Below are 21,816 nucleotides of genomic sequence, written 5' to 3' on the forward strand. Positions count from 1 at the left end.
CCGGGCCGCTGAAGAAACCGCCGCACGGCTCACCGCTTCTGCGGTTGCGATGGGGCAGAATCGACCCATGTGCGGACGTACGAAATGAGCTACATCTACGAGGGCAGCGTCGCCTTCCCCAATGCCCTGATGCTGCTCATCGCAGAGGACTACAAGCAGGCGGAGATCCCCGACATCGACGGGATCGCCAATTTCTGGTCCACCGCCAGCGTCTGGGCCCAGGCGGTCCAGCACGTTGCCGAAGGTGACGTCCTGCTCCGCATCGGAAAGAATCCGCCCGACGACCCGGCTCTGGCCCTGCTCCACCAGGGAGTGCTTCACTCCAGCCGGCGGCTCGTGGACATCCATACCGTCTACCTCGACAGCATCGCCCGTTTCCGCACCAGGTCCCGGGACGTCCCCATCAGTATCTGGGGGGATGACGCCCGGCAGCCAGAACGCGTCGTCGTGCAATGCCAGGGAATTGCAGAGGGGGTTCAGCATGGTCGTTGACGAGCTCCGTGAGCACTACAAAAGAATGGTGACCGGCGAGCCGGTGTATCACGACCTACACACACGGTCCGGGGATTCCATCGGCGTCTTCGAGTGGCCCAAAGGCTCCAGCCGCCTTGGCGTCCACTTTTACGCTTCGGCAGGGGCCAGCAACCACGGACCCGGGGCACGGCAGCACGCCGTCGAGCTTTTCGTCGGCGTGAAATCTGGCGACTCGGCGGTGCTGGAGGCCTTTGCCGATGCGGCCATGAGCATCCGGAAGAGCAACGGGGTGCCGCAGCACGGCTCCTTCATCAGTGGGGACTGGAAGGTCATCAGGGGGCGGAAGTTCACCGGCTGGATACTCACAGAACGCCCGGATGACCTGATCCCGGAACTGCGGCTACAGGATGGCCGGCATGTTGTCTTCCTCGACGCTTTGCCGGTCTACCCGGAGGAGGCCGAGTACAGGAACGGCAACCGTTCCGAGGAGCTCCTCGGCATTTGGGAGGAGTTCGGAGTGAAGTCCTGGGACCTGGACCGGGAGCTGCCGCCGGGAATCCAGGCTCGTCCTGCACGCTTAGGCTCGTGGCTGGGAAAGGCCCTGGGGAGAACGCAGATTCTCCGAAGAAGCTAGCGGGCGGCGTCCACCTTGTCGATGGCCGTGAGCGCGCTTTCCATGGTCCCGGCCAGATCGCTGGCCGGGGCCGGCTTGGCGAACAGGTAGCCCTGCAGGGAGTCGCAGCCCCGGTCCATCAAGTACTTTGCCTGCGCTGGGGTCTCGATGCCCTCGGCCGTGACCCGCAGGCCAAGGGCGTGCGCGGCGTTGACCATGGTGTTGAAGAACGGCAGCTGCTCCTGGCCGGTCCTGATCATTGCCACGAAGGACCGGTCGATCTTGACCACGTCCAGCGGCAGCTCCTTGAGCCGGCCCAGCGAGGCATAGCCGGTGCCGAAGTCGTCCATCGCAATCCGGACGCCCGCCTCGCGCAGCTGGCGGAGCTGCCGCAGCACGTCCGAGTCGGCGTCGAAGAAGGCACTTTCGGTCAGTTCGAGCGTGAGCTGGCGGGCATCCACGCCGGCGGACGCCACAATGGCGAGCACATCCGTGGCGAAATCACGGTTCTGGAACTGCAGGCCCGAGACATTCACGGCGACGCTGTAGGCGGCGTCCCCGGCGAGCCACGGGCGGATCTCGGCGCAGGCACGGCGCAGGACCTCGTCCCCGATTTCCCGGATCAGCCCGCTCTGCTCCGCCACCGGCAGGAACTGGTTGGGCGGAATCACCGTCCCGTGCCGTTCCCAGCGCGCGAACGCCTCGAACTGCACCACCGCGCCGAGCCCAGGCGACACCACAGGCTGGTAGTGGACCGAGATCTGTCCCAGTTCCACCGCCCGCCGCAACCCGGTTTCGCCGCCGGTCCGGTGGGCCGCGGTGTTCAGCATCTCCGGCCGGAACCTCAGCCAGTTGGGTTGACCCCCGGCCTTCGCCGCCGCCAGCGCCGCGTCGGCCTGGCGCAGCAGCTCCGCCCCGTCCAGGGTCTCCGCGGTCTTTGAGGCCAGCCCCATGCTCACCCCCGGCCGGACCAGGGTCCCTGCGACGCGCATCGGCTCGAGCAGCGAATCCGCGATCCGCCGGGCCACGGCGTCCGCGTTGAGGCATTCGGTCAGCAGCACCACAAACTCGTCGCCGCCGAGGCGGGCCACGGTGTCGTGAGGCCGGACACAGTTGCGCAGCCTGCTGGCGACCTCCACCAGCAGCTCGTCGGCGGACGAACGGCCCAGCATGTCGTTGAGGCTCTTGAGGTCATCGACGTTCAGCAGCAGCACATCCACGGGGTCCGGGCGGCGCAGCGCGGCGGCCAGGCGTTCGTTGAACAGCGTCCCGTTGGGCAACGCGGTCAGCTGGTCCCGCAGCGCCCCGGCGCGCAGCTGGTCATCGCGGTCGGCATAGGCCGCGGAAACCGCCGGAGCGGCAGCTGACCCCGCAGCTAACCCCGCAGGCGTACGACGGCGGTGCTGGGTGGTGGCAGGCACAGCGGCGTCCGCTGGTGCGGCGGCGCGGCTTTGCGGACTGCCGGACGAGGAAAGCTGCCGGTGCCCGGCGCCGCGGACCGAGACCGCAACGGTGGGCCCGGATGGGGTGGCGGGTGGTGCGCCGTCGGCGGCGTTGGTCCCGGCAGGAAGGGCGGCGTCCGCCGCGGCGGGGAGCACCGAGCAGGTGATCTCGACGGGGACCACGGTACCGTCCGCGCGGCGGCCGGAGCCGGCGAAGGGCTGGCGGGTGCGGGCGGCGGTGCCGCCCAGGCCGGCAAGCACACCATGGAAGTCTTCGCGCGAGGCCTCAGCCAGCAGCAGGCTGGAATCGGCGCCCAGCAGCTGGGCGCGGGAGTAGCCGAAGAGTTCCTCCGCGGCAGCATTCAGGAAGGAAATGGATCCGTCCGGAGCGAGCAGCAGCAGCGCATCCGGACTGTGTTCCAGCAGAATTTGTGCGAATCCAGATTCCAAGATGTTTGCCTGCCCCCAAGCGTCAGATTAAGAGTTGCAGGGACCACATGAAGGACACCGTGGGCTGCGCTTCCAGCATCATATGTGGTGCGGGACACCTCGGCATGTTCCGGTGCAGGTGGAGGGCGAATAAGTCGCTACCCCGGGAGCGGGATGCCGTCCATTGCGGCGATGGCCGCGGCCGACTTCCGCACCGCGTTTTGCCGCTCGGATGCGGGCACCGGCCGGGAGAACAGGTAGCCCTGCAGGGCATCGCACCCGTGCTCCATCAGGTAGCGCGCTTGTGCCGGCGTCTCGATGCCTTCGGCCGTGACCTTCAGGCCGAGGCTGCGGGCCATGTGGATCATCGAGGTCAGGATGGGGAGCTTCTCCACCCCGGTGCGCAGCATGGACACAAACGACTTGTCGATCTTGACGACGTCCACCGGCAGATCCTGCAGCCGGCCCAGCGACGAGTACCCGGTCCCGAAGTCGTCCAGCGCCACCCTGACCCCGGCCGCGCGCAGGCTGGAGAGCTGGGAAATGACGTGCGTGTCGGCGTCGAAAAATACGCTCTCCGTTACTTCCAGCACCAGCTGGTGCGGATCAACGCGGCTCCAGGCCGCAATGTCCAGGACCCGTTCGGCGAAGTCGCGGTGTTGCAGCTGCACGCCGGAGACGTTGACGGCGAGGCTCCGGAAGGAATCCGCCGCCAGCCAGGGCTGCAGCTCGGAGCAGGCGCGCCGCAGCACCTCGGCGCCGATGTCCCGGATCAGGCCGCTGCGCTCGGCGGTCTGGATGAAGTCGTCCGGGGACATCAGCTGGCCGCCCCAGTCCCAGCGGGCCAGCGCCTCGAACTGGACGACGTCGAGCCGCTCCGCGGAGATGACGGGCTGGTAGTGCACGGTGATCTGGCCCAGCTCCACGGCGCGCCGCAGCCCGGCCGTCAGCTGGGTGCGTTCCAGCAGCGCCGCGAGCATCGCGGGCTGGAAGTGCACGTAGCAGTTCTTCCCGGCCTCCTTGGCGGCGTACATCGCCAGGTCCGCCTGCCGGAGCAGTTCCGAGGAGGACATTGACCCGTCGTTCCGCGACGCCACGCCCAGGCTCAGGCCCGGCCGGATCAGGGTGCCCTCGATCGAGACCGGGGCGTTCAAAGCGCTCACCACACGCTGCGCGACGGCGTCGGAGTCCCGGCAGCCGACCAGCAGCACCACGAACTCGTCACCGCCGAGCCGCGCGACGGTGCCATGCGGGCCCACGCAGCTCTGCAGCCGCCGGGCGATCTCGACCAGCATCTCGTCACCGGCATGGTGGCCGAGCACGTCATTGATTTCCTTGAAGTCGTCAAGGTCCAGCAGCAGCACATGCACGGGCTCGGGCGTGAGCAGCGCCGCGGCCGCCCGTTCGTTGAACAGCATCCGGTTGGCAAGGCCGGTCAGTGGATCCTGGAAGGCGAGCTCCTTGAGCTTGTCCGCCTGCTCGGCGAGTTCTTCCATGGCGTGGCGGGCCTGGTCCTGGGCGCGTTGCCGGGAGGTGATGTCCCGGAAGTTCCAGATCCGGCCGATGATGGTGTCGGCGACCTTCTGCGGGCGCGAGTACAGCTCCACCGTGCGGCCGTCCTTGAATTCCAGCACGTCATGGCTCTGCAGCGACCGGTCGGCGTACAGCGTGGAGACCTTGTCCAGGAAGTACTCGGGGTGGGCCAGCTGCCCGGCGATGAACCTGATCAGGACCATCGGGTCCTCGGCTGCAACCAGCTCCGCCGGCATGCCCCACATCTTCAGGTACTGGTCGTTAATTCCAGTGATCTGCCCCTCGCAGGAGACCACCACGATCCCGTCGGCGGTGGTTTCCAGCGTAGCGTCCAGGAGCGAAACGGCCAGGCGCCGCCCGGAATCGGCGTCGTTCCGATGGTCCGCGTCCCGGACGGCGACCGCCATGGCCGCGCCGGCGTTGAACGTCACGAGGGAGCAGGTGATCTCCAAAGCGATTTCGATGCCGTCCCGACGGCGGCCTGCCGCACGGAAGGGCCGCTTGGCGGCCTGGCCGCCGCGGCCTAACCGGCCGAAGATGCGCAGGAATCCGCCGCGTTCGTCCTCCGAGAGCAGGATGGTGTGCTGGACGCCCAGCAGTTGCTCCCGGGGGTAACCGAAGAGGGCCTCCGCGGCGGCGTTGACGTACGCGATGGTGCCGTCTGCGGTGAGCAGCAAGAAGGCATCTGGACCCTGCTCAAGCAGGGTCTCTTCGAACCCAGTTCCCACGGCGATTCCGGCTCCCATAGCGACGGTTGTTCCAACTCAGGTAGATGAATCCCAGCGGCGACACCGTGGGCACTGCGTACCACTGATCATAGAGTTCCCCAGCCCTGTGTCCAGCACCTCTGCCCGGCTTTTTCGCGGCGGCTGGACAGATTCCAGTCGGAGCACGGGCGGTTTACCGGTTGCCGGAGACCCGGTCCCGGCGCAGGGTGCTGAATGCGGCGGCCGACCGGCCGATGGCCGACTCCAGCAGGGGCCTCGGCTCGGGGCGGGAAAACAGGAACCCCTGCAGGGAGTCGCACTCCAGCCGCAGCAGGTATTTGGCCTGCTGCTCGGTCTCCACGCCTTCCGCCGTGACCGTCAGGCCCAGGCCGCGGGCCATGCTGATCATCGATGTGAGGATCGGCAGCTTCTCGGCACCGGTGTGGATCATGGAGACAAAGGACTGGTCGATCTTCAGGGTGTCCACCGGGAGGTCCTGGAGCCTGCCCAGCGAGGAATAGCCGGTCCCGAAGTCGTCCAGGGCCACCCGGACGCCGGCCTTCCGGAAGGCTACCAGTTGCTGGATCACGTGGCAGTCGTCGGCGAAGAACACGCTTTCGGTGACCTCCAGGACCAGCTGGCGGGGGTCGACGCCGCAGGACTCCGTGACGGCCAGCACCAGCTCGGCGAAGTCGCCGTGCTGCAGCTGCACCCCGGAGACGTTGACGGCCAGCGACCGGACCGGGTCCTCTGCGAGCCAGGACTTCATCTCCGTGCAGCCCGTGAGCAATACCTCGGTGCCGATCTCGATGATCAGGCCGCTGCGTTCCGCCACGGGGATGAACTGCTGCGGCGGCACGAGTTCGCCGTCCCGCTCCCAGCGGGCCAGGGCCTCGACCGTGACGACGGCGCCGTGCGCTGCCGAGAGGATCGGCTGGTAGTACACCGCGATCTCGCCGCTGTCGACGGCGAGCCGCAGCCCGGCTTCCATCTCGGTGCGCTCCACGAGGGCCGCCATCATCTCCGGGCGGAACCGCAGGTACCGGTTCTTACCCGCGGTCTTGGCCGCGTACATGGCGACGTCGGCCCGGCGCAACAGCTCGGACGCGTCCACGGCGTCCTCAGTGATGGAGGCCAGCCCCAGGCTGAGGCTGGGCCGCAGCATGGTCCCGTCAATCCACAGCGGGACTTTCAGGGCTGAGACGATCCGCTCGGCGGTGGCCTCGGGATCGGTTGAGCCGACCAGCAGGACGACGAATTCGTCGCCACCCAGCCGTGCTACGACGTCGTCCGGGCTGACGCAGGCGCGCAGCCGCCGGCCCACCTCAATCAGCATCTGGTCACCGGCGTGGTGGCCATGAATGTCGTTGACTTCCTTGAAGTCGTCCAGGTCCAGCAACAAAACGTCGACGGCGGTGCCGTGCGGCCCCTGCAGCGCGCCGGCGAGGCGGTCGTTGAACAGCTGCCGGTTGGAGAGCCTGGTCAGCGGGTCCTTGAAGGCAAGGTCCTTGAGCTGCGCGGCCTGCTCGGCGAGATCCGCCATGGCCTGGTTGATCTGGTCCTGGGCGATCCTGGCCGGGGTGACGTCCCGGAAACTCCAGACCCGCCCCACCACCTCATCGGCGACGAGTTGCGGGCGGGAGTAGCGTTCAAAGGTCCTGCCGTCGCGAAAGTCCAGGACGTCATGGCTTTCCGCGCCAGGGTCCGCGTAGAGGGCGGTGACCTTTTCGATGAACTGGGCGGGATCCACCAGTTGGTCCAGGACGAAGGCCAGCACGGCGTCGTCGTCCCGGGTGGCCAGCAGTTCCCGGGGGATACCCCACATGGCGGTGAACTGGTTGTTGACGCCCGCGATCTGACCATCGGCGCTGACCACGAGGATGCCGTCCGCGGTGGATTCGAGCGTGGCCGTCAACAGCGACATCGCCGCGCGCAATTCCGTGTCTGCTTCGAGCCGGTGCGAGGTATCCCGAATCAGGGCCGCCATGCAGATGCCGGAGTTGGCGTCGGCGTCCTCAGGGCCTGCTGCGGTTCTGCCTGCGCCGGGGGACACGAGCGCGCAGGTGATCTCCGCCTGGAATTCCGAGCCGTCCCGTCGCAGCCCGTAGGCCTCCACCGGGGGGAGGGGGCCGCCGTCGGGGTCCCGGCGGAGAGCGAAGAGCAACCGCTGAAAACCGCTGCGGAAGCCTTCTGCCACCAGGATCCGGTGGTCCTGGCCCACGAGCTCCTCGCGGGTGTAGCCGAGCATGCGTTCCGTGGCGGCGTTGACCATGCGGATGGTGCCGTCTTCGCAGACCACCAGGAGCGCGTCCGGGCAGGACTCGAGCACGGCCTGGGAGGACGGCGCAAGGCTGGTTGCCGGGCTGTTTCCCGGGCTGATTGCCGGGCCGTCGCTGCCGGAGTCGCGCGCTGTACCTGCGGAAGCGTGCGCGCCCGGGTGCTGTGCCGCGGTCACGCGGCCACCTGAGCGTGTATTTGAGACCGATATTCCATGGACGTTCCTCCCCAGAGGAAATCATAGAGGTCACCTGCGACCGCGCTGTGCAACTGCGCCGCGACGACGCTACCAACCAAGTGGCGCGACGGCGGGCCCCGGCGCTATGCATGAACGCTTGCCGGGCTGCGACGATCGATATTTCATGGACTCGCCAGCGAGATAACGGCTGATCCACCGCTTCACCGTGGACCAAGAGACCTGAGCGAGGCGCGAACTCACTGATCGGTCAGGCTCCGGGCTTACGAGTGCGCCTGCCTCGGCAAGGTAAGGATTTCGGCTCCGTCGTTGGTGATAGCGATTGTGTGCTCACTGTGTGCTGTCCGGCAGCCTGTCGCACTTCGGAGCGTCCACCCGTCGGCGTCGGTGATGAGTTCAGCAGTGTCCGCCATGACCCATGGCTCCAGTGCGAGCAGCAACCCGGGGCGCAGTTTGTAGCCACGGCCTGGCCGTCCGGTGTTTGGAACGTGCGGGTCCTGGTGCATCGTCGATCCGATGCCATGACCCCCGAACTCGGTGTTGATCGGATAACCCGCCTCGCTGAGGACCGAGCCGATGGCATGGGAGATGTCGCCGATGCGGGCCCCCGGTCCGGCAGCGGCTATCCCTGCGCTCAATGCGCGCTCGGTGGCGCTGATCATCGCGACGCTCTCCGGGGGCTTAGACTCGCCCACGATAAAGCTGATCGCAGAGTCTGCTGCAACTCCGCGCTTCGAGACGGCGAGATCGAGAGTCAGCAGGTCGCCGTCGGCAAGCGTGTAGTCGTACGGCAGTCCGTGGAGCACAGCGTCGTTGACGGCTGTGCAGATGTAGTGTCCGAACGGCCCGCGTCCGAAGGAGGGCTCGTAGTCGACGTAGCAGGACCGCGCTCCAGCCTCGACGATCATGGTCTCGGCCCACCGGTCAAGGTCCAGGAGGTTGGTGCCGACCGTGCTTCGGCTCTTCAGCGTCTGCAGGATGTCAGCGACGACGGCACCGGTCTCTTTTGCCCGGGACAGTTCGGTGGGGTTCAGGATCTCGATCATGCGGCGCCCTTCTCACAAATTCCAATAACTATACCGGCCATATTATCCCGGTATAATCGGAGCTATGGTCAGATTGCCGCTTACATTCGCAGAAGTCGAGCGCGGACAGCGCCTCGGTGCCATGTTGCGTCGCGCCAGGGGAGAGCGCTCGATGCTCGACATCGCGCTCGATGCCCGTGTTTCACCGGAGACCCTCCGGAAGATCGAGACGGGCCGCGTAGCCACCCCTTCCTTCCCGACCATCGCTGCGATCGCAGATGTCCTCGGGCTCTCCCTCGATGCGGTGTGGGCCGAGATCAACCAGCCCCAACGCGGCGTTGAACCGACCGGCTCTGATCACAAAGCACGTGAGCGATTGGCCTCGTAAGTACAACTAGTCCTTCTTGAGCACGTCCGGGAGCTCGTCAACGTAGACGGTTTGCGGCGGCTCGTAGTAGATCACCAGGACCTCCTCGCCCACCGCGTAGACACTGGTCCTGTCAAAGGGATGGGCGTGGAACGCGCTGGTGCCACCCCGGTACGGCAACATGACTTCGCCGATGGTGCCCGGTCCGATCCGTCCGGTGACCCTTGCGATCTTGCCGGTGAGGCTCCGGTCAACGTCCCTATGCATCTGGAGCCTTTGGTGGCCGCTTGGAATCCTCCCTGCCGTTCTTCAGAGCCGATCGAAGGGCCGGGAGGTAATCGCCCACCTGGGCAAGGATCCCGCCCAGCATCCGGTTGACGCCTTCGCCGCCATTCAGCACCGTCATCTGACCCACATGCGAGAACGGCTCGGCTGCGGCCGCGATGATGGCCGGCATGTTCTCCGCCAGCTGCTGGGAAATCACGGCGTCCTGGTTGGTGCCCAGGGCTTCGGCGCGGGCCTTGATGCCGTCCGCCTCGGCCAGGGCCTTGGCCTTGATGGCCGAGGCGGCAGCATCGCCGCGCGCCTTGGTGGCCGCAGCCTCGGCTTCGCCGGTGACGCGGGTGGCGCCGGCAGCCGCGGCCGCCGCCGTTGCGTTGGCCTGGGCCTGGAGCTCGGTCCGCCGGGCGTTCACCTGCGCTTCGAGTTCCGTGCGCCGGGCCAGCGCTTCGGCGGCGCTGATGTCGGCCGACTTCTGGCCTTCGGCATCGGTGCGCTTGGCGTAGGCCTTCGCGTCCGCGGGTTTGCGGATGGTGGTCTGCAGTTTCTGCTCCTCCCGGTCCGCCTCGAGCTTGGCCACCTCCGTCTCCTGGACCACCACCTGCTGGCGGGCGGTTGCGTCGGCGAGGGGGCCGGCCTGGGCGGCGTTGGCCTTGGCCCGCTCGGCATTCGCCTGCGCCACGGATTGCCGGATCGCCGAGATGCTTTGGGCATCTGCGATCAGCGCCTCCGCCTCGGCTTCCTTTTCCGCCGCTTCCCGGTTCCGGGTGGCTTCGGCGATGCGGGCCTCCATCTTGACCTGGGCAATATGCGGCTTGGCGATGTTCTGGATGTAGCCGGTGGGATCCTGCAGGTCCTTGATCTGCAGCGAATCCACCACCAGGCCGAGCTTTTCCATCTCGACCCCGCTGGCACTGCGGACCTGCGAGCCGAGCTTGTCGCGCTCGCGGATGATTTCTTCCATGGTCATGCTGCCGATGATCGAGCGCAGGTGGCCTTCGAAGACGTTGTAGACCTGGCTTTCCATTTTGGCCTGCTGTCCGAGGAACCGGCGCGCGGCGTTGGCTATGAAGGGCGGCGCATCTCCGATCTTGTAAATGACCACGCCCTCGACGATCACCTGGATGCCCTGGGACGTCACGCAGGAAACCTTGAGTTCGGTTTCATTGAGGGTCAGGGACAAGGTCCTGACTGTCTGCAGCCCGGGCAGGACCAATGCGCCCTTGCCGGTAACGATCTTGAAGTCCATGCCCGCCCGGGTATCAAGGGTGCCCCGCGTCAGCCCCGAAATGATGAGCGCCTCGTTGGGTTCGGCCACTTTCCACATCAGCTTGGTGGCAATCCAGATGACGGCGATGACGAGGATCGCCCCGACGAGGGTGGTGATGAGCGGCATGAATGCTGAAACGTCCGGCATTAACAGGTCCTTTCACGATGCTGGAAAAGGTCTGCGGCAAAGCCCCCAACGATGCCGCTGATGAAACCCGGCCGGACTTGAGTGCGGAATGCGGGGCCGCCAAGTCAGCTGTTGTAGACAGTCTGAGTCGGTAATTGTCGGGAAGTCCATAGCGGGGCGGGGGAATTTTGGTCCGCCGCTGGTGGGGGCTTCGTGTCGGAGTGGGCGGTGGTTAGCTGCGGCGCGCCCGCTACGTCCCCAGGATCCGCCGTGCCTCGCGCTGGGCTTCGAGTTCCTCGGGGGAAATGGTGCTGCCGCGCAGGTAGCCGGCCTCGCCGATGATTCGGCGCAGCTCCGCCACCGTCCGCGGAGTGCCGACGCCCAGGTGCGCCATGGCGTGGCAGTTGGCGCAGAGCGGCACAAGGTCTGTGATGGGATCCAGCTGGTAGCCGCTGCCAAGCTGGGCCACCGGGACGATGTGGTGGACCTGGATGAAGTCGGTCCCGGCCTCGCCATACTTCTGCTCGAACGAGAACCCGCAAGCCGCGCAGCTGGTGCCATGGCGTGCAAGGCAGGCCCGCCGGGCTTCCTCGTCCTCTTCGTAGCGGTTCACCAGAGCCCGGGTGACGGCGTCCTGCGGGTAGGTGCCTGGGACCGGCCGGGTAGGGTCCGGTCCGGGCCGGGGTCCGAACTCGCCCCAGAGGCCGCGGATGGTGGGTTCCTCTGCCGGGGCGACGCGCAGCCCGGAGCCTGGAAGGTCGTCCCAGGGGATCCGCGGGGCGGCGTCGTGAAGAACCTGAACGGGGACCTGTTCGCCGAGGGGGAGCAGGGCGTCGAACGCAACCAATACGCTTAGCTCCTGGGGTCCGGTCTGTCCGGGCTCGGGCAGTTTAACGGGCTCGGGGTGCTCCGAGACGACCACGCCGTGTCCGATCAGCCCGCCGGCGTGGCTCCCCTGGAGGACCAGCCAGGCGTCGGCTCCGGCTGGATTGCTCGGCTGCTGGCCAACGCCCCAGCGCTCGACGATCAGGCCGCCGGCCCGGACCTCGCCGGCCGCTGCCGGGTAGTTCCAGCGGTCCCAGTTTTCCGGGTTCCACCCCAGGATGATGGCTGTCATCTGGCCATTCTCGCAGGAGTGAACGGCGGTAAAATTAACTCAGAGGTGTTGGACATGACTGGATCAATTGCAGTCCTTCTGATCATCCTGGCAGCGGTGGTTCTGTTCGGCGTTGTCGGCACGGTGGTGGTTGTCATCCGCGACGGCCGTGGTCAGGTTCCGGAGGAAAAATCGGAACGGCCCTGGACGGCGGGAAACCTGCCCAGCCTGCCGTACTCGCTCTTGCGTTTCTAACGCGCAACCAACCCGCCTGACAGCCATCATTGTCGAACTGGCTGGCGGATGGCGCTGCCCTATACCGGGCCCGTCACGCGTATGCGTGATGGGCCGCTATGACCGCGTCCAGCAGGCCCGGGAAGCGTTGCGCCAGTTCCTCTGTGCGGAGCGTGTTGAGGATCGAAGTCCCGCGATAGTGCTGGTCGATTATGCCCGCTTCACGTAGAACGCGGAAGTGATGTGTCGAGGTCGATTTGCTGACGGGGAGTTCGAATGCGATGCACGCCTGGTCGTCGTGTCCGTCTGCCAGCTGCGCGACGATTCGTCGACGGATTGGATCGGACAGGGCAGCCAGTACAGTGTCGAGCTGTACGTCTTGCATGCTGGGGTGGTCGAGGGTTCGCATCTAGTTCTCTCCGACGGCTTCTTTATACGTCGCTAATCATACTAAGGGATGCGGTGAAACGGGCTGGCTGCGCGGCACGAGCCGGGCCGCGAAGAGGTGGACCCGGCTGTAGTTCGCTCTGAGGTTCGCGCCGAAGCTGATCTCCAGCAGTGACTTCCTTTGGTTGCTGGCGTCGCCGTCGTCAGGCGCGGTGAGGGGCAGTGCTTGTTGCAAGGCGGGAGACAGCGGCGTCAATAGGCGTGTCGCCGCTCGTTAGTTCGACGATCAGCCTCGTCAGTAGGGGTTCGCTAACGGCGGCAGCAATGAACTCCGCGACATCGTCCCGGAACACGTCGCCGTGTTCTATGGCCAGCCCGGCCGAAACGCGGCCGGTGCCGGGTTCGTCGCGCAGGATGCCGGGACGAACAATGAGCCAGTCCAGGTCGGTGTGGGTCAGGTAGACGTCGGCGGTCTTTTTGGTGCGCATGTAGTGTTCGAAGCTCTCGACGGGCTCCTTTTCCCGGCCGGACTCGGGGAAGGCCGAGATCAGAACGAAACGGCTTACGCCAGCGCTAGCGGCAGCGTCTGCTGCTTTTTCCAGCCCGCGCCCGTCAATGGCGGTGGTCTGGTCCATGCCCGTTCCGTGAGCGCCGGCGGAGAAAACAATGGCGTCATGTCCGCGGAACTTTTCGGCCAGTTCTCCGACCGAGTCAGCGATGAGGTCACCAACGACGGGTGTTGCGCCGGTGGCACTGACGGCATCAGCCTGGCGAGGGTTGCGGAACATGCCGCTGACCTGGGTTCCGCCAGTGGAGAGGATCCGGCTCAAACGGCTCCCGATTCCTCCGCCGGCTCCGATGATGAATATTTTCATGTTGGTGGCCCTCCTAGAGCGCGTAGTCGTATTGCTCGATGAAGCGTGGTGTCGCCCCGAACTGGCTGGCGGCGTTGTTGACCCACGATGGGTCGCGCAGCAATGCCCGTCCGATAAAGAGTGCGTCGGCGGAGCCCGTCTCGACCAGTTCTGCCGCGTAAGCGGGGTCGGCGATGCGGCCAACTGCTCCGACCGTGATTCCGGCCTCGGTGCGTACTCGGCGTGCGTACTTTGTCTGGTAGTCCCGGTCGCGGGGAATGGGGACCGAGTCCGTTCCGCCCGAGGAGCAATCGACCAGGTCGATACCATGCTCGGTGGCCCAGGTGGCAAGCTTCACGGTGTCCTCAATGGTCCAGGATGACCGGTTGTCGGCGGGGTTCTCTGCGATCCAGTCGGTGGTGGAAACCCGGAGGAAGACGGGCCGGTCGTCTGCCCACACTCGGCGGACTGCATCAACGACTTCCAGGACCAGCCGGGCACGATTCTCGAGTGAGCCGCCGTATTCGTCGGTCCGGAGATTGGAAACGGGGGAGAGGAACGAGTGCAGTAGATAGCCGTGTGCCGCGTGAACTTCTGCCACCTCGAATCCTGCGCTACGGGCGCGCCGTGCTGCCTGGGAAAATGCCTCCACGACGTCCGATATATCTGCCTGCGTCAGTTCATGCGGGGCAGGGTAGCCGGGAAAGGCGACACCGCTCGGCCCGACGGACGGCCAGCCCAGGGCGTCCTTTGCCAGTGGCGCGCCGCCCCGCCACGGACGGTCTACTGAGGCCTTGCGGCCTGCGTGTGCCAGCTGAATCGCGGGCACAGCGCCGGCGGCCGAAATGGCGGATGCGAGACGCCGGAAGTCTTCGGTCTGGTCGTTGCTCCAGAGCCCGAGGTCATAAGGCGAAATCCGGCCCTCCGGGGAGACACCTGTCGCTTCGATCATTACCAGTCCGGCTCCACCGGCTGCACGGGCAACGTAGTGCCCCAGATGGAAGTCCGTCGGCCGGCCCGCCCGTTCTGGTTCCGGATTGGCGCTGTACGTGCACATTGGCGACATCCATGCCCGGTTGGGTACGGTCAGCCCCCTCAACGTAATTGGATCAAGAACACCCACAGATGTTGTCCCTTCTTGAAGATTATTGCGTAGTACGATAACTAACGTACTACGACAATCACCGTACCATCCTTTGGGGTCCGACCCTGAAATGTCGGTGTGTCGGCGTCGACGGCGTCCCCTCGCACCATAGGTGCAGGGGAGGGACCGGGCCAACTGGTGCGGGCCCGGTCCCTTGGTCAATCGGTTGAGCCGCTGCGGGCATGCTGGATTAGCCCGGGCAGATGGCACATGCCGGTCCTTGCTTTAGGCGGCTTGTCCCATGCGGCCGGTGAGCCAGCGGCGGAACCGGTCACCGTGGACCACCGGGTCAATGAGAAGGAGTTTCGTCCCCGGTTCGTTGCCGGGTTCCGTGCGGGTGTGGATGAACCAGGGCCCGGGTTCGGTGAGCGACTTCTGCAGGGCGTCGCTCAGTTCAGAAGGTGTGCTGGCGCGTAGAACTTTTAGATCCACTGACTCTGCGATGCGCCCGAGGTCAAGCTTTTGCGCGTGGGTGGGGATGCTTGCCGTTGAGGCGTAGACCCCGTTGTCAAGGAGGACGACGACGAGGTTTTCCGGCTGCAGATAGCCGGCTGTGAGGGCTGCGCCGGGGTTCATCAGCAGCGAACCGTCGCCCTCGATCACGACAGACCGCGTCACGGCTGTGCCGTTGACAGCTTGGGCGATACCTGTGGCGACTGAGACGGCCAGGCCCATAGCGTCGAGCAGGTAGAGGTGGTTGTCGCGGTCTTCGACCGAGGCTAGTTCACGGCTCGTGGCTGCGCAGGTGGCGACCACGGGAAGATCCGGAGTGGCGGCGACGATGGTGCGGAGTGCTTCAATGCGTTTCATGCTTTTGCCTTTGCATCGGTGTGGTCAAAGAATTCCATGAGCACGACGACGGGCCGAAAGGTCATGCGGGCGTGCTGGCCGGCTTCGTGGACGGTTGCGCCCCAATCCTTCGCCGAGTTCCGACGGTCAATGCGGAAGACCGGGATGGCGGATGAGCGGAGGATTTCCGGGACGGGCTCGGAGATGCTGTGAATCATGGAGTTGTACTCGCCGAGGCCGCCGCGCGTGTTGGCGACGATCAGCATGGGCAAGTGGTACGACACGGCCATGGTCGTGAGTGCGGTGAGTGCGTTTCCGAAGCCGTTGTCCTGCATCACGATGACACCGAATTTGTCGGCGAACGGGTACGCTCCGACAACTCCAACTGCTTCTTCTTCGCGGGAGACGGGAAAGACATTGGGTCCTCCGTCGGCGCGGCCGGCCTCCAAGAGTCCGTTGATGATGGGCGCGATGCTGGCACTGGGAACGTAAGCAATACCGTCCGGGGAGAGTGAGGTGATGGCATTGATCACCTCCTGGTGGCGGTCCTGGGTAATGGTTGTCACTGCTTTGCTCCTTCGGGCTGGGTGGGCGTGAGGGTCCGTGCGATGCGCTTGAGGCCCTCTGTCAGGTCATCGATGTTGCAGGCGTAGGAAATTCGGATGGCATGCGTTCCGCCTTCGGGGTCGAACGCGGTGCCAGGGACGACGGCGACGCGTTCGGTCTCGAGCAGCCGCATGGCCAGTTCTTCAGCGGGTTCTGCCAGTGCCGGAGGGTAGGTAACGTAGAAGTAGAAGGCCCCGTCCGGTTTACTCACGGAGATTCCTGCCACAGCGGAAAGGATTTTCAGGCCCGCGCGGCGGCGGTCTTCAAATTCCCGGCGCATGTCTTCGGCGTCCCCGCGTGCCGCGCGGAGTGCGGTGGCCGCGCCGGGCTGGAGAAAGGTTGGCGGGCAGACAGTGGTGTATTGGCGGACGCGCAGGGCCGGCGTGATCAGCTCGCGGGGTCCCGCGAGCCATCCGAGCCGCCAGCCGTCCATGGCAAAGGCTTTGGCAAACCCCCCGATGACAAGCGTCCGCCGCCGGAGGTTGCCGATAGCGGCGGGGGAGACGTGCTCGATGTCTTCGTAGACGAGGTCGGCGTATATCTCATCGGACATTAGGAGCGCATCAGTTGGTTCGAGGATCTGGGCGAGTTTCTCGATTTCGCTGTGCGAAGCCACGCCGCCGGTGGGGTTGTTGGGGGTGCAAATAATGACCATGCGGGTGCGTTCAGTCACGGCAGCCGCGATAGCGTCCAGGTCCAGGCTGAAGTTATCGGCGGCGTTCAGCGGGACCGGCACAGGGGTTGCCCCGGCGAGACGAACGCAGGACTGGTAGTGGGCCCATGCCGGGACGGGGACGATCACTTCGTCGCCGGGACCGCAGAATGCCATCAGCGCAAGGAAGACCGCTTCATTGGCGCCGATGGTCACTATGACTTCGGTGTCAGGGTCATACTCGGTGTTGCGGCGGGACCGAAGATACTCGGCGATCGCCGCGCGAAGGTCGGGTGTACCGGCGTTTGGACCGTAGTGAACCTCACCGCGGTCCAGCGACGCGGCGGTGGCAGCTTTCACTACGTCCGGGGTGTCGAAATCAGGACGCCCGATTTCGAAGTGGAAGACTTTCTCGCCGGCAGCGTCGAGCGCGGCGGCTTTGTCGAATATCTGTCGGATGGGGGATGGCTTGATCTTACTCAACCGCTCGGCGGGGCGGCCGAGACTGGTGGTGGCTGTACTCATGTGGGGACTCCAGTAATGAAACTTTGGTTGGGGCCTGTTGGGCGGGACGATCGGCGTCTGTTGAGATCCGGGGATTTTCCCAGACTTAGGGGTAGAGACCGCGGAGCGTATGCGCTTCGGCCACGCGGTGGACAGCCAGTGCGGTGGCGGCAGAGCGCATGCTGAGCCGGCGGTCCTTGGCATATGCAGAAACTTCCCGGTATGCCGAAGTCATCCGGGCTGCGAGTTTCTCCTCAACTTCGTCCTCGGTCCACCAGTAGGCCTGGTTGCCCTGGACCCACTCGAAGTACGAAACGAGGACGCCTCCGGCGTTGGCCAGGATGTCGGGAACGACAAGCGTTCCCTTATCTGCGAGCATTTGGTCCGCGAGAACAGTGGTGGGGCCGTTGGCGCCCTCCACGACTATGCGCGCCTTTATGTCGGCTGCGTTATCCGCCGTGATGACGCCTTCCAGCGCTGCGGGGACGAGGACATCCACGTCTGCTTCCAGGACTGCATCGTGTGGGACCGGTTCGGCGCCGCGGAAACCCACCACGCTGCCGGTCAGCTTGACGTGGTCATCGAGCAGCTGGACATCTATGCCCCCACTGGCGTGAAGGGCGCCGTGTTGGTCGCTCACGTACTGGATTTTCAGTCCCGCGTCACTCAGAAACTCCGCCGCGCCCGCACCGACTTTTCCGAAACCCTGGACGGATGCGGAACTGCCGGACGCCCGGATTTTCTGGTCCTCCATGGCGGCAAGCGCACAGTGGACAACACCTCGAGAGGTAGCTGACGCCCGCCCCAATGACCCACCAATGCTGATAGGTTTGCCGGTGACCACGGCGGGGATGGTGTGTCCCTTGTTGACGGAGTAGGTGTCCATGATCCAGGCCATGGTTTGCTCGTCGGTGCCGATATCGGGTGCCGGAATGTCCTTTTCCGGTCCGAGGATCGGCATGATTTCACTGGTAAAGCGACGGGTGAGCCGTTCGAGCTCGGGTTGGGAGTACAGGGCCGTATCGATCCGGATTCCTCCCTTGGCGCCTCCGTAGGGAACATCAATGAGGGCACATTTCCAGGTCATCCACATGGCGAGGGCGCGGATTTCATCCAGATCGACGCCGCGGTGGTAGCGGATGCCGCCTTTGGCCGGGCCGCGGGAGATGTTGTGCTGGACGCGGTGCCCGGTGAGCAGCTCAATGTCCCCGGTGTCCCGACGCAGGGGGATGCTCACGGTCATTTCGCGGCGGGGTGCCCGAAGCATGGCGTGCTGGCCGGCAGAGTATCCGAGCAGTTCTATGGCTTCGGCGAGCTGTTGGTGGGCCGCTTCCAGAGGGGCGCCAGACTCCCGGCTGCCTACTGGTGGGGAGAATGCAGTGTTTATGGTCATGGTCTGCCTGCTAGATCTGGATGCCGGTGTACTTGGTTTCGAGGTAGGCGTCGAGGCCCTCGGTGCCACCTTCCCGGCCCAGACCGGAAGCCTTCACGCCACCAAACGGTGCCGAAGGGTTGCTCACAATTCCCCGGTTGATGCCGGTCATGCCTGTTTCGAGGGCATCGGCCACGCGGAGTGCCCGGTTGACGTCCCGAGTGAATACGTAGGAGGCAAGGCCGTAGGGAGTGTTGTTGGCTTCGTCGACAGCTTCGTCTTCGGTATCAAATTCATAGATTGCTGCGACAGGTCCGAAGATTTCCTCTGTGCGGATATCGGCGTCGGACGGGATGCCGTGAATGACGGTGGGTTCGTAGAAGTAGCCGGCCCTGTCAGCGATGTTGCCGCCCAGGGCGCAGACTGCGCCCTTGTTTACAGCGTCATCGACAAGGGAGCTGACCTTCGCGAGCTGCTTACCGTCAATTAGCGGTCCCAGTCCCGACGTTGGATTGCTGCCATCACCCATGACGACTTGACGCATCTTGGCGGTAAACCGGCGAATGAACTCTGCCGCAATGGGCCGATGGACGAAGATCCTATTGGCTGCCACGCAGGATTCGCCTCCGTTCCTGAGTTTGGCCACCATGGCACCCTCGAGTGCCTGGTCGAGGTCGGCGTCATCAAAGACGATGAGTGGTCCGTTTCCTCCCAGCTCCATGGAGGTGTTGAGCACGCTATCTGCAGCCTGCCGCAGGAGGATCTGTCCCACCTGGGTCGATCCTGTGAAGGACACCTTCTTCAACCTGCGATCTTCCATGATCGCGGACACGACCGCAGGGGAGTCGCTGGTGGTAACGACGTTCACTACGCCGGCAGGGACGCCACAATCATGGAGTACCTCGGCGAGCAGCAGGCTGGTCAACGGGGTTTGTGCCGCGGGTTTCAGGACGACGGTGCATCCAGCCGCCAGCGCGGGGGCTATTTTTCGCGCCCCCATCGCCAATGGGAAATTCCAGGGAGTGATGAGAAGACACGGACCGACGGGACGCTTTGACACCGCGATGCGGTATTCACCGCCGGGTTCCACGCCGAATTGGCCTTCTGTGTGCAGTCGGCCGGCAGACTCCGCGAACCAGCGGAAAAACCCGGCGCCATAGTCGACTTCGCCTTGGGCTTCTGCCCATGGTTTGCCCATTTCGGCGACGATTATGGCTGCAAATTCGTTTCGCCTGGCCAGTATTGCCTCATAGGCGGAGCGTAGTACGTCAGCCCGTTCACGAGCTGGGGTAGCCGCCCACGAGGTTTGCGCAGCTGCGGCGGCGTCCAGGGCGAGCAAGCCGTCGCTGACGCCGGCGTCGGACACCTCGCCTATGACCTCTTCAGTGGCTGGGTTGACCACCTTGATGGCGGCGCCGGAGGAGGCCGAAACCCAGTCTCCACCGATATACAGGTCGGTTTTGGGGAGTTGCAGGTTCTTGAGGGCGTTCACGGTGTCTCTCTCGCTCTTGGGATGTAGGTGGAAGTAACAGCGGCGTGACTCTTCCGGAGGACGGCTGGCCGCGGCGGGAACAGACGACTTGCCTTCCGGGATGGATGTGGGGGCGCTGAGTCACTGCACTCTGCTGTGGGGTCGAAGTCGGTGGGATAAGTTGGGATAACCCGCACTAGCGGCCCGAACCTCAAGCTGTAAGAATGTTAACATTATGGAATCTGGTATGGATGGAAATGTCAAGAGCAAAGCGCTGCGTGCTCCCCTAAAGCGCCGGGGCATGGCCCAGGACGTCGCCGATCGGCTACGGGCCGCGATTCTGGCCGGGGAAATAGCTCCCGGGGTGCGGCTCAACGAAGTGGACCTGGCTGCTTCGCTCTCGGTGAGCCGCGGGCCTGTCCGGGACGCTATCGTGCTGCTGCGCCAGGAAGGGCTACTGCAGGGGGACTGGCATCGCGGTTCGAGAGTCACTGTTTTCACTCGGAAAGACCTTGATGAGATTTATTCGCTGCGCTACATCACGGAACTGCTCGCCGTGCAGCGCCTCATCGAAAACCGCACCGACGCAGATCTCGAAGTTCTCAAGGCGTGTGCCGAGGACATCGAACGCGCTACGCAAGGCGGCGATCGGAAAAGGATGCTGGAGGCGGACCTGGCCTTCCACGACGCGGTCTATGCCTGTGGCGGCCACGAACGGCTGACGAACGTCTGGCTTGGTATGCGCTCCCAGATCGCCCTCTTGCTTCTGAACCGCCAGCACGGACATGACGATTATCGTGATCTGATCGGTCCGGAACACTGGGATATGTACCGGGTCGTCAGGGACAAAAGGGCGGACCAGGCCGAGGAGCTGGTGCGAACTCACATCGAAACCGCTTTCACGCGTCTGAAAGCCGATATGGACAATGCTGCTCTCTCCAGCGACGCCGCAGCCGAGGGCAGCTGAGCCGGTCCAAGGGTTGCCGCCGAGGTTCCGGGGACACCACGCCGGCGGCAACCGCGGCCCCCTGACGGACCCCGCGGGCATCTAAACAAATTGTGACTTGCATCATCTTTCTTCATCTAGTACAAATGTTAACATTCCTAACCTAGAACATAGGCGCTGTTGCCACCACGCAGTGGCGGTGCATGGCTGCCTGCGTCTCACAGAAACGAACGGTAGTTATGGAAATCCACAACGAGGTAGCGGGCGGGCTAGACAGAGATGCTGACGCCATGATTTCGCTGCGAAGTGTGAACAAGCACTTCGGTCCCCTTCATGTCCTGCGTGACGTCAACCTTGAGGTCGGCCGTGGGCAGGTGGTTGTCATTCTGGGTCCATCAGGGTCCGGAAAGTCCACCCTGTGCCGCACGATCAACCGCCTTGAAGTCAAGGATTCCGGAACGATTTCTGTCGACGGGCGCCGCCTGCCTGACGAGGGTAAAGCCCTGACCCGGTATCGGGCCGACGTTGGCATGGTCTTTCAGTCATTCAACCTCTTTGCCCACAAGACAATTATCGAAAATGTCATGTTGGCACCGCAGAAGGTCCGGAAGCTCCCCAAAGCCGTAGCGCGTGCCAAGGGCATGGAGCTGCTGGACCGGGTCGGTATCGCCAACCAGGCAGATAAATTGCCCGCCCAGCTCTCCGGGGGACAGCAGCAGCGAGTGGCGATCGCCCGTGCACTCGCGATGGAACCCAAGGTCATGTTGTTCGATGAACCAACCTCGGCCCTTGACCCGGAAATGGTCACCGAGGTTCTGGAAGTCATGACGTCGCTGGCTAAAGGCGGCATGACGATGCTGGTGGTCACTCACGAGATGGGCTTCGCCCGCCGGGCCGCTGACAGGGTTGTCTTCATGGCCGACGGGCAGATCCTCGAGGACACGACGCCCGAAGAATTTTTCTCCACGCCGTCCACAGCCAGGGCAAGAGATTTTCTCGGCAAAATTCTTAGCCACTAGCCTT

Annotated in this window: 21 protein-coding genes and 1 pseudogene; 6 read left to right on the forward strand and 16 right to left on the reverse strand. The window is 64.7% G+C overall.

Features of this window, described 5'->3' with window-relative positions; genetic code table 11:
- Positions 1-69 precede the first annotated feature (69 nt).
- Together OM977_RS05025 and OM977_RS05030 are read left to right on the forward strand one after the other, a co-directional pair.
- Positions 70-492: a hypothetical protein gene (locus tag OM977_RS05025; protein WP_264356437.1), complete on the forward strand. Its 423-nt coding sequence runs from the start codon at positions 70-72 to the stop codon at positions 490-492.
- Positions 419-1,108, forward strand: a complete 690-nt coding sequence (locus tag OM977_RS05030; protein WP_264356438.1) for a suppressor of fused domain protein — start codon at positions 419-421, stop codon at positions 1,106-1,108. The genes OM977_RS05025 and OM977_RS05030 overlap by 74 nt, the downstream gene beginning before the upstream one ends.
- Here the strand turns inward: OM977_RS05030 and OM977_RS05035 are convergent.
- The 5 genes and pseudogenes from OM977_RS05035 to map form a co-directional block, all read right to left on the reverse strand.
- Positions 1,105-2,979, reverse strand: coding sequence for a putative bifunctional diguanylate cyclase/phosphodiesterase (locus OM977_RS05035; protein WP_264356439.1), 1,875 nt, complete (start codon positions 2,977-2,979; stop codon positions 1,105-1,107). The two genes, OM977_RS05030 and OM977_RS05035, sit on opposite strands and share 4 nt — an antisense overlap.
- 137 nt (positions 2,980-3,116) lie before the next feature.
- Entirely contained in the window at positions 3,117-5,237 is a 2,121-nt protein-coding gene (locus OM977_RS05040; protein ID WP_264356440.1) for a putative bifunctional diguanylate cyclase/phosphodiesterase, read from the reverse strand.
- A 154-nt stretch (positions 5,238-5,391) separates the two neighbouring features.
- The gene (locus OM977_RS05045; protein ID WP_333474006.1) at positions 5,392-7,653 is read right to left on the reverse strand and encodes a putative bifunctional diguanylate cyclase/phosphodiesterase; all 2,262 of its coding nucleotides are present in this window, start codon (positions 7,651-7,653) and stop codon (positions 5,392-5,394) included.
- 162 nt (positions 7,654-7,815) lie between these two features.
- A pseudogene (locus OM977_RS19730) lies at positions 7,816-7,921 on the reverse strand (IS481 family transposase); the annotation flags it as partial.
- Positions 7,922-7,934: 13 nt separating this feature from the next.
- Positions 7,935-8,717, reverse strand: a complete 783-nt coding sequence (gene map, locus OM977_RS05050; protein ID WP_264356441.1) for a type I methionyl aminopeptidase — start codon at positions 8,715-8,717, stop codon at positions 7,935-7,937.
- Positions 8,718-8,781: 64 nt separating this feature from the next.
- Between map and OM977_RS05055 the strand changes: the two genes are divergently transcribed.
- A complete protein-coding gene (locus OM977_RS05055) occupies positions 8,782-9,084 on the forward strand; it encodes a helix-turn-helix transcriptional regulator (protein WP_264356442.1) in 303 nt (100 codons plus the stop codon).
- A 6-nt stretch (positions 9,085-9,090) separates the two neighbouring features.
- Here OM977_RS05055 and OM977_RS05060 read toward each other — a convergent pair whose 3' ends face one another.
- From OM977_RS05060 to OM977_RS05070, 3 genes are all read right to left on the reverse strand, one after another.
- A complete protein-coding gene (locus tag OM977_RS05060) occupies positions 9,091-9,330 on the reverse strand; it encodes a hypothetical protein (RefSeq protein ID WP_264356443.1) in 240 nt (79 codons plus the stop codon).
- Positions 9,323-10,759 carry a flotillin family protein gene (locus tag OM977_RS05065; RefSeq protein ID WP_264356444.1) on the reverse strand — a complete coding sequence of 479 codons (1,437 nt, stop codon included), beginning with the start codon at positions 10,757-10,759 and terminating at the stop codon, positions 9,323-9,325. The genes OM977_RS05060 and OM977_RS05065 overlap by 8 nt, the downstream gene beginning before the upstream one ends.
- A gap of 229 nt (positions 10,760-10,988) precedes the next feature.
- Positions 10,989-11,855: an HNH endonuclease gene (locus OM977_RS05070; RefSeq protein ID WP_264356445.1), complete on the reverse strand. Its 867-nt coding sequence runs from the start codon at positions 11,853-11,855 to the stop codon at positions 10,989-10,991.
- A gap of 54 nt (positions 11,856-11,909) precedes the next feature.
- Between OM977_RS05070 and OM977_RS05075 the strand changes: the two genes are divergently transcribed.
- Entirely contained in the window at positions 11,910-12,089 is a 180-nt protein-coding gene (locus tag OM977_RS05075; protein ID WP_264356446.1) for a hypothetical protein, read from the forward strand.
- A gap of 73 nt (positions 12,090-12,162) precedes the next feature.
- On the opposite strand, the gene OM977_RS05080 is transcribed toward OM977_RS05075, so the two are convergent.
- From OM977_RS05080 to OM977_RS05115, 8 genes are all read right to left on the reverse strand, one after another.
- Entirely contained in the window at positions 12,163-12,477 is a 315-nt protein-coding gene (locus OM977_RS05080) for an ArsR/SmtB family transcription factor (protein ID WP_264356447.1), read from the reverse strand.
- Positions 12,478-12,658: 181 nt separating this feature from the next.
- A complete protein-coding gene (locus OM977_RS05085; RefSeq protein ID WP_264356448.1) occupies positions 12,659-13,330 on the reverse strand; it encodes an SDR family oxidoreductase in 672 nt (223 codons plus the stop codon).
- A 13-nt stretch (positions 13,331-13,343) separates the two neighbouring features.
- The gene (locus OM977_RS05090) at positions 13,344-14,366 is read right to left on the reverse strand and encodes an NADH:flavin oxidoreductase/NADH oxidase (RefSeq protein WP_264356449.1); all 1,023 of its coding nucleotides are present in this window, start codon (positions 14,364-14,366) and stop codon (positions 13,344-13,346) included.
- A gap of 312 nt (positions 14,367-14,678) precedes the next feature.
- A complete protein-coding gene (locus OM977_RS05095; RefSeq protein ID WP_264356450.1) occupies positions 14,679-15,263 on the reverse strand; it encodes a thiamine pyrophosphate-dependent enzyme in 585 nt (194 codons plus the stop codon).
- On the reverse strand, positions 15,260-15,808 hold the full coding sequence (locus tag OM977_RS05100) for a thiamine pyrophosphate-binding protein (RefSeq protein ID WP_264356451.1): 549 nt from the start codon (positions 15,806-15,808) through the stop codon (positions 15,260-15,262). Before OM977_RS05100 ends, OM977_RS05095 begins: the two co-directional genes overlap by 4 nt.
- A complete protein-coding gene (locus OM977_RS05105; RefSeq protein WP_264356452.1) occupies positions 15,805-17,025 on the reverse strand; it encodes a pyridoxal phosphate-dependent aminotransferase in 1,221 nt (406 codons plus the stop codon). The genes OM977_RS05100 and OM977_RS05105 overlap by 4 nt, the downstream gene beginning before the upstream one ends.
- 85 nt (positions 17,026-17,110) lie before the next feature.
- A complete protein-coding gene (locus OM977_RS05110) occupies positions 17,111-18,397 on the reverse strand; it encodes a Glu/Leu/Phe/Val family dehydrogenase (protein ID WP_264356453.1) in 1,287 nt (428 codons plus the stop codon).
- 10 nt (positions 18,398-18,407) lie between these two features.
- The gene (locus OM977_RS05115) at positions 18,408-19,868 is read right to left on the reverse strand and encodes an NAD-dependent succinate-semialdehyde dehydrogenase (protein WP_264356454.1); all 1,461 of its coding nucleotides are present in this window, start codon (positions 19,866-19,868) and stop codon (positions 18,408-18,410) included.
- Between the two features lie 214 nt (positions 19,869-20,082).
- Here OM977_RS05115 and OM977_RS05120 point away from each other — a divergent pair, with 214 nt between their 5' ends.
- Complete coding sequence (locus tag OM977_RS05120) at positions 20,083-20,814, forward strand: GntR family transcriptional regulator (protein WP_264356455.1); 732 nt, start codon at positions 20,083-20,085, stop codon at positions 20,812-20,814.
- Positions 20,815-21,083: 269 nt separating this feature from the next.
- On the forward strand, positions 21,084-21,812 hold the full coding sequence (locus tag OM977_RS05125; RefSeq protein WP_264357297.1) for an amino acid ABC transporter ATP-binding protein: 729 nt from the start codon (positions 21,084-21,086) through the stop codon (positions 21,810-21,812).
- The last annotated feature ends 4 nt before the right edge of the window (positions 21,813-21,816 follow it).

Source organism: Pseudarthrobacter sp. MM222 (assembly GCF_947090775.1).
Lineage (GTDB): Bacteria > Actinomycetota > Actinomycetes > Actinomycetales > Micrococcaceae > Arthrobacter.